At 59.1% G+C, this 5,372-nt stretch carries 7 protein-coding genes; 3 read left to right on the forward strand and 4 right to left on the reverse strand.

Translation table 11 applies throughout. The features are described 5' to 3' along the window. Together VIL80_RS16770 and VIL80_RS03955 are read right to left on the reverse strand one after the other, a co-directional pair. Window positions 1-125: SDR family NAD(P)-dependent oxidoreductase (locus tag VIL80_RS16770; protein ID WP_414684515.1), on the reverse strand; the 125-nt coding region annotated here is incomplete at its 3' end. Between the two features lie 19 nt (window positions 126-144). After that, window positions 145-765 (reverse strand): tRNA-uridine aminocarboxypropyltransferase, encoded by a 621-nt coding sequence (locus tag VIL80_RS03955; RefSeq protein ID WP_332034858.1) that lies wholly within the window; start codon window positions 763-765, stop codon window positions 145-147. Between the two features lie 8 nt (window positions 766-773). Here VIL80_RS03955 and VIL80_RS03960 point away from each other — a divergent pair, with 8 nt between their 5' ends. Further along, window positions 774-1,223, forward strand: coding sequence for a GNAT family N-acetyltransferase (locus tag VIL80_RS03960; RefSeq protein WP_332034859.1), 450 nt, complete (start codon window positions 774-776; stop codon window positions 1,221-1,223). Between the two features lie 52 nt (window positions 1,224-1,275). Here the strand turns inward: VIL80_RS03960 and VIL80_RS03965 are convergent, their stop codons facing one another. Beyond that, window positions 1,276-1,839 carry a TetR/AcrR family transcriptional regulator gene (locus VIL80_RS03965; RefSeq protein WP_332034860.1) on the reverse strand — a complete coding sequence of 188 codons (564 nt, stop codon included), beginning with the start codon at window positions 1,837-1,839 and terminating at the stop codon, window positions 1,276-1,278. 69 nt (window positions 1,840-1,908) lie between these two features. Next, complete coding sequence (locus tag VIL80_RS03970) at window positions 1,909-3,045, reverse strand: thiolase family protein (protein ID WP_332034861.1); 1,137 nt, start codon at window positions 3,043-3,045, stop codon at window positions 1,909-1,911. Window positions 3,046-3,452: 407 nt separating this feature from the next. Between VIL80_RS03970 and VIL80_RS03975 the strand changes: the two genes are divergently transcribed. After that, a complete protein-coding gene (locus VIL80_RS03975; RefSeq protein WP_332034862.1) occupies window positions 3,453-3,887 on the forward strand; it encodes an OsmC family protein in 435 nt (144 codons plus the stop codon). Window positions 3,888-3,931: 44 nt separating this feature from the next. Continuing rightward, on the forward strand, window positions 3,932-5,372 hold a 1,441-nt coding region (locus tag VIL80_RS03980; RefSeq protein ID WP_332034863.1), incomplete at its 3' end, for an amidohydrolase.

The following is a 5,372-nucleotide window of genomic DNA, read 5'->3' on the forward strand; positions in this document are numbered from 1 at the left end:
ACACCGCCCTGCAGGTCGATAGAACACACGGCAACGCCCTGCTCTGCAAACGCATCACAAATTGCTTTACCGATACCCTGTGCACCACCGGTTACCACGGCAACTTTCTGTCTGGTCACGGCCATCGTTCCTCAAATTTAAATTCTATTTTCCGAACGGCTCGGAACGATTTTCCATTTCCGGCTTTTCGGTTCCACTGAGATTGGCCTGCAGTGAAATCATTTTCTCGAATGGTTCCAGTATCGGTGCAAAATCGTGCTCCGGCTCCAGTTCCTGCATCGCCAACACAATACTTTCCAACGTGGACAGGCTGTTCTCCAGCGAGGAATGGCGAATCTGGTAATTGGAATGCAGCTGCCCTGCAAAACTCACCCGTGGCAACCGCTGCAACACAGGGTGCAAATGCAGCATTTTCTTGGACTTCCGCCAGGTCGCATCAATCACAACCAGTTGTTCAAGCGCTTCCGCCTGCTGCGTGCCGGGCTTCAATTGTTCCACCTCCGGCAACCAACTCAGTGAGGGATACAGCAATGCAGATCTGGGCTTCAGCAACTGCGCCAGCGCTTCCTCCGACAACTGCTCCGCCACAACCATTTCGCTGTTATCCAGGCAAAGGTGCGCCATGCGTCCGGTGTTGAAAGGGTGCTTCTGCTCCAGGGGGTGCTGTATGATGAGCACCCTTATCCGATTGGGGATATGCACCAGCGCGCTGCAGTAGCAGACCTTGAGGGGGCGTTGGCAGGTTGGGCAGATTTCGCGTGGCATAGGGTGATATGGAACCGGATTTTTCTACTGATACGTTGACTGCCCAGTGGCTCTCCGATGCGGAAATGCCGTTAGCCAACAAATTCTACCGCACCCATAATTTTCGCGGCAAAGCGCGGCGGCACGATCCCTGTATGGTGATCCGCGATGGCAAGAACCAGATCATTGCCTGTGGCTCGCTGCGGAAACTGACCGACAGCCAGCTGCTAGCCGGTGTCGCGGTGGCGGAAGGTGTTCGCGGGCACGGCGTGGCGCGGTTACTGCTGGCGCGGATGGCAGAGGCCTATGACGCGAGCACCTTCACCTTCCCCTACCGGCATCTGGTCGCGCTCTACGAATCCCTTGGCTATGTGGAAGTGGATGAAGCCGGACTGCCTTCGGCGATTGTCGACCGCTTCCACACCTACCAGAAGCAGGGGCGCGATATTGTGCTGATGCACTACCAGGGACAGCGTTAACCCACTCCCCTTCCCTCTCCTTTTTCCCTCTCCTTTTTCCCGTTCCCGGCGTTCAGGATTCGGCCATTTCGTCCAACAGCCGGGCCGTGGTTTTCAGGATACGGTCGGATAAGCGCTTGTTCTTCACACTGCGCGACAGTTGCAGGGCGCCGACCATGGCGGACAACACCAGCACGCTGCGCTCATCCGCGCTTTCATCGCCACCGAGCCCCGCGGCGATCTGTTCCAGGCGCTTTTTCACCAGCTGATCTGTGGTGGCACTGGGTTCACCGCGCTGGCCCAGTTCTGCGGCCATGGTCGGTAGCGGGCAGCCCTGCTCGGGGTGCTTGCAGTGGGCCGCCGACAGATACTGCTCAATCAGCGTCTGCAGCGGCTCATCCGCGCTCATAAACTCATCCACCGCCTCGTCGCGCTCTTCCACCGCGTGCTGCAGTGCGGTTTCCACCAAATCGTCCTTGGATTTGAAGTGCGCGTAGAAACCGCCGTGGGTCAGCCCCAGCGCTTTCATCAGCGCCTGCAAGCCGGTGGCACCGATGCCGTCGCGGCGAAAACGCCGCGAGGCCTCCTCGACGATACGCTGGCGGGTTTCGGCCTTGTGTTCTTTGGAATAGCGCATGACGCCCTCACTTCAGATGTCGCACGTCATATTAACGACGAAATCGCACAATACCTACTCCCATGCCACTCAGGAATCGACACGCTCCAGTAGGGTCGCGACGCCCTGGCCACCGGCGATGCACTGGGTGGCCACCGCATAGCGCTCATCGCTGTCGCGCAACAGTGCCGCCGCCTTGCCGGTAATGCGCGCACCGGTCGCCCCCAGCGGATGCCCCAGCGCGGTGGCGCCACCGTGCAGGTTGACCCGCACCATATCCAGCCCCAGTTCACGCACGCAGGCAATGGACTGGCTGGCGAAGGCTTCATTGATTTCCACCAGGCCGATATCTGTAATGCCGAGACCGGCGCGATCCAGCAGCTTGCGGGTGGCGTGCAGCGGCCCCATGCCCATGATTTCCGGCGCACAGCCTGCCACCGCCACCGCCTTGATCCGCGCGAGAATTTCCAGGCCGCGACTGCGCGCGAAGGATTCGGTACACACCAGCAGCGCCGCCGCACCATCGGTCAATGGTGAGGCAGTGCCCGCGGTCACGGTGCCATCAAACGCCGGCTTCAGCTGCGCCAGCGCTTCCGCATTGGTACCGGGCCGGATACAGCCGTCCTCGGCGACCAATCCATTAGGTGTTTCCAGCGCGACAATTTCCGACGCCAGCAAACCGCGCTGCTGCGCAGCCGCCGCCTTGCTGTGGGATTCCACGGCAAAGGACTCCTGCTCCACCCGGCTTACACCGTAGCGCTTGGCCACCTCTTCGGCGGTGTGGCCCATGGACATGTACACCTGCGGGAAAGTCTCCAGCAGCGTCGGGTTCGGCGATATGTTGAATCCGCCCATGGGTACCCGGGTCATGGACTCTACACCGGCGGCGATAAACACCTCACCGGCGCCCGCCGCGATCTGCCCGTAGGCGTAATGCACCGCGCTCATGGACGAGCCACAGAAACGGTTGATGGTCATGCCCCCCAGATGCTGCGGGAAGCCCGCGCGGAAGCTGGCGATGCGCGCGATGTTCATGCCCTGCTCCGCCTCGGGATAGGCACAGCCCATGATCACATCCTCGATTTCCGCCGGGTTCACATCCAGGGAATCCACCAGACCGCGCAGTACCTGGGCGGCGAGATCGTCCGGTCGCACATCCACCAGCGCGCCCTTGCGTGCAAAGTGAAACGGCGAGCGCTTGTAACCTGCGATAACGATAGACGGCATAGTCGTGCTCCTGTGGCAATCAGATGAGCGGCCGGGACGCCGCCTGCACATTATATTACGACCATCATTCAAGATAGCCAATAGATGTCGATCATCATCTTATAACCAGATCTTATGAAAAAATCAGAGACAAGGTGGTTATGCGAGGGTGTGCAGTCCGTCGATATCATAGCGACGCCCGGTTCCGGGGATTGCCACGCCTTACGCCTTACGCCTTTAGCCAAATACGCGGCGGCGTTGCCGAAAAACGATGATTCGCGGGGCGCACAACATGCCGACCTGCGTTAGATCAAAGACACGCCGTGGCATTCTGGTATAAAAAATCCGCCAAATCAGCATGCATTGGCGGCAGGGATATGTCGAGACTACTCTGCCAAGATAAAACCGCTCAATTATTTGGAGACCCCATGCAAGCCCTTCCCCACCATTACCTGGTCACCGCAAGTGCAACTACCGAAAGCAACATCACCCTGACCACCGAGGGCGTCGCCCCGCTGGTCTCGGCACCGCCGGCGCAGTTCGGTGGCCCGGGTGATCACTGGTCCCCGGAAGATCTGCTGGTAGCGGCGGTCGCCGACTGCTTTATCCTCACGTTTCGCGCCATCGCCAAATTCAATGGCCTGGAATGGACGGCGCTGGATTGCAGTGCCACCGGCACCCTGGACAAGGACGGCCGCAAGACCTGCTTCACCGCGTTTGAAGTGAATGCGAAGCTGGAAGTACCCGAGGGCACGGATATGGAGAAGGCCCACAAGCTGCTGGAGAAGTCCGAGCAAAGCTGCCTGGTGACCAACTCATTGAATGCGGAAGTGACATTGAATGCAGAGGTCACGGTCAAGTGATCCCCTGACTGCGTTTATTGGCCCGCCCAAGGATGGGAAGAGATATGTCTTTTTTGGCAAAACTACCAACGATGGCTTGCGCATGTTTACTTACCTTGCCGGTCATAGCGTGGACACAGGTCATCCGGTTGCAGGATCTCGATCCTCTGGCTGAACAATCACCGCAAACCGTGATCTACACGGCCCGTGAATTCATCACCATGGACCCGAAGAGGCCGAAAGCCGAGGCGATCGCGGTGCGCGACGGCAAGTTCGTCGCGGTCGGCACCCGGGGCGAAGTAAGTGCGGCGGTTGGCAAGAATGCGCGCCTCGACAAATCGCTCAACGACAAGATTGTGATGCCCGGCTTCGTCGAGCAACACGTTCACCCGGTGCTGGCGGCACTGGCGATGAACATGAAGGTCATTTCAATTGAGGACTGGGACACCATCGACGGGTTCTCCCCCGCCGTACGCGATGAAAAGGGTTACCGGGCGCGCCTGAAGGAGGCACTCAGTGCCCATAAGGACAAGAGCAAGCCGTTTATCACCTGGGGTTATCACCATTACTTTCACGGCGATATGTCACGGACCCTGCTCGACGAGCTGGCGCCGGATTTTCCAGTTTTCGTATGGCACCGGTCACAGCACGAGTTTTACCTAAATACCGCCGCGCTCGAGCTGACAGGTATCGACGAGTCCTACGTATCCAGCCTCGGGGCGAGCGCCAAGTCGATGATCGACTTACCCAAGGGGCATTTCTACGAACAGGGCGTGATCGGAATCCTCCCGAAGCTCACTCCTTACCTGGCCTCCGCAGAGCAATTTCGGCGTGGACTCGAATACACGGAAGACTATTACCATCGCAATGGCATCACCCTCGCCTGCGAGCCAGGTGGATTCCTGTCGAAAAAATTGCAGGATGCGGTCAACGCGGTGTACTCGGATGACGCCACGCCGTTCAACCACTGCTTTATCGGTGACGGCAAGAGCTTCTATGCGATCAAGCCAGACGATGCCAAAAGCCTGCTCGCAGAAACACGCAAGGTTGAGAACTGGGGCAGTGGCCGCACCTGGTACCTACCCGGGCAGGTGAAGCTCTTTACCGATGGCGCTATTTACAGCCAGCTCATGCAGATGAGAGATGGCTACACAGACGGCCACCACGGTGCATGGATCATCGACCCGCCGGCGTTCGGGTTCATGTTCCAGACCTACTGGGACGCCGGCTACCAGATCCACGTTCACAATAACGGTGACGCCGGTCTCGATGTATTGCTCGGAGAGCTCGAAAAAGCGATGGCGCGCAAACCGCGCAAGGATCACCGCACGGTGCTCGTGCATTTCGGCTTCGCGCAACCCGAGCAGGTGAAGCGCTGGATCGAGCTCGGCGGCATCGTGAGCTCGAACCCCTACTACGTGACCGCGCTCGCCGGACGCTACGCCAAGCTTGGTATCGGACCGGAACGAGCGGCCAACATGGTGCCGCACGGTGACGTCTTGAAAA

Origin of the sequence: Microbulbifer sp. (genome assembly GCF_036563125.1) — a bacterium.
Classification (GTDB): domain Bacteria; phylum Pseudomonadota; class Gammaproteobacteria; order Pseudomonadales; family Cellvibrionaceae; genus Microbulbifer.

Bases quoted from the DNA above. Each gene is read 5' to 3' on its own strand.
- VIL80_RS03970 (WP_332034861.1), bottom strand. From the start codon at position 3,045: ATGCCGTCTATCGTTATCGCAGGTTACAAGCGCTCGCCGTTTCACTTT.
- VIL80_RS03975 (WP_332034862.1), top strand. From the start codon at position 3,453: ATGCAAGCCCTTCCCCACCATTACCTGGTCACCGCAAGTGCAACTACC.
- VIL80_RS03955 (WP_332034858.1), bottom strand. From the start codon at position 765: ATGCCACGCGAAATCTGCCCAACCTGCCAACGCCCCCTCAAGGTCTGC.
- VIL80_RS03965 (WP_332034860.1), bottom strand. From the start codon at position 1,839: ATGCGCTATTCCAAAGAACACAAGGCCGAAACCCGCCAGCGTATCGTC.
- VIL80_RS03960 (WP_332034859.1), top strand. From the start codon at position 774: ATGGAACCGGATTTTTCTACTGATACGTTGACTGCCCAGTGGCTCTCC.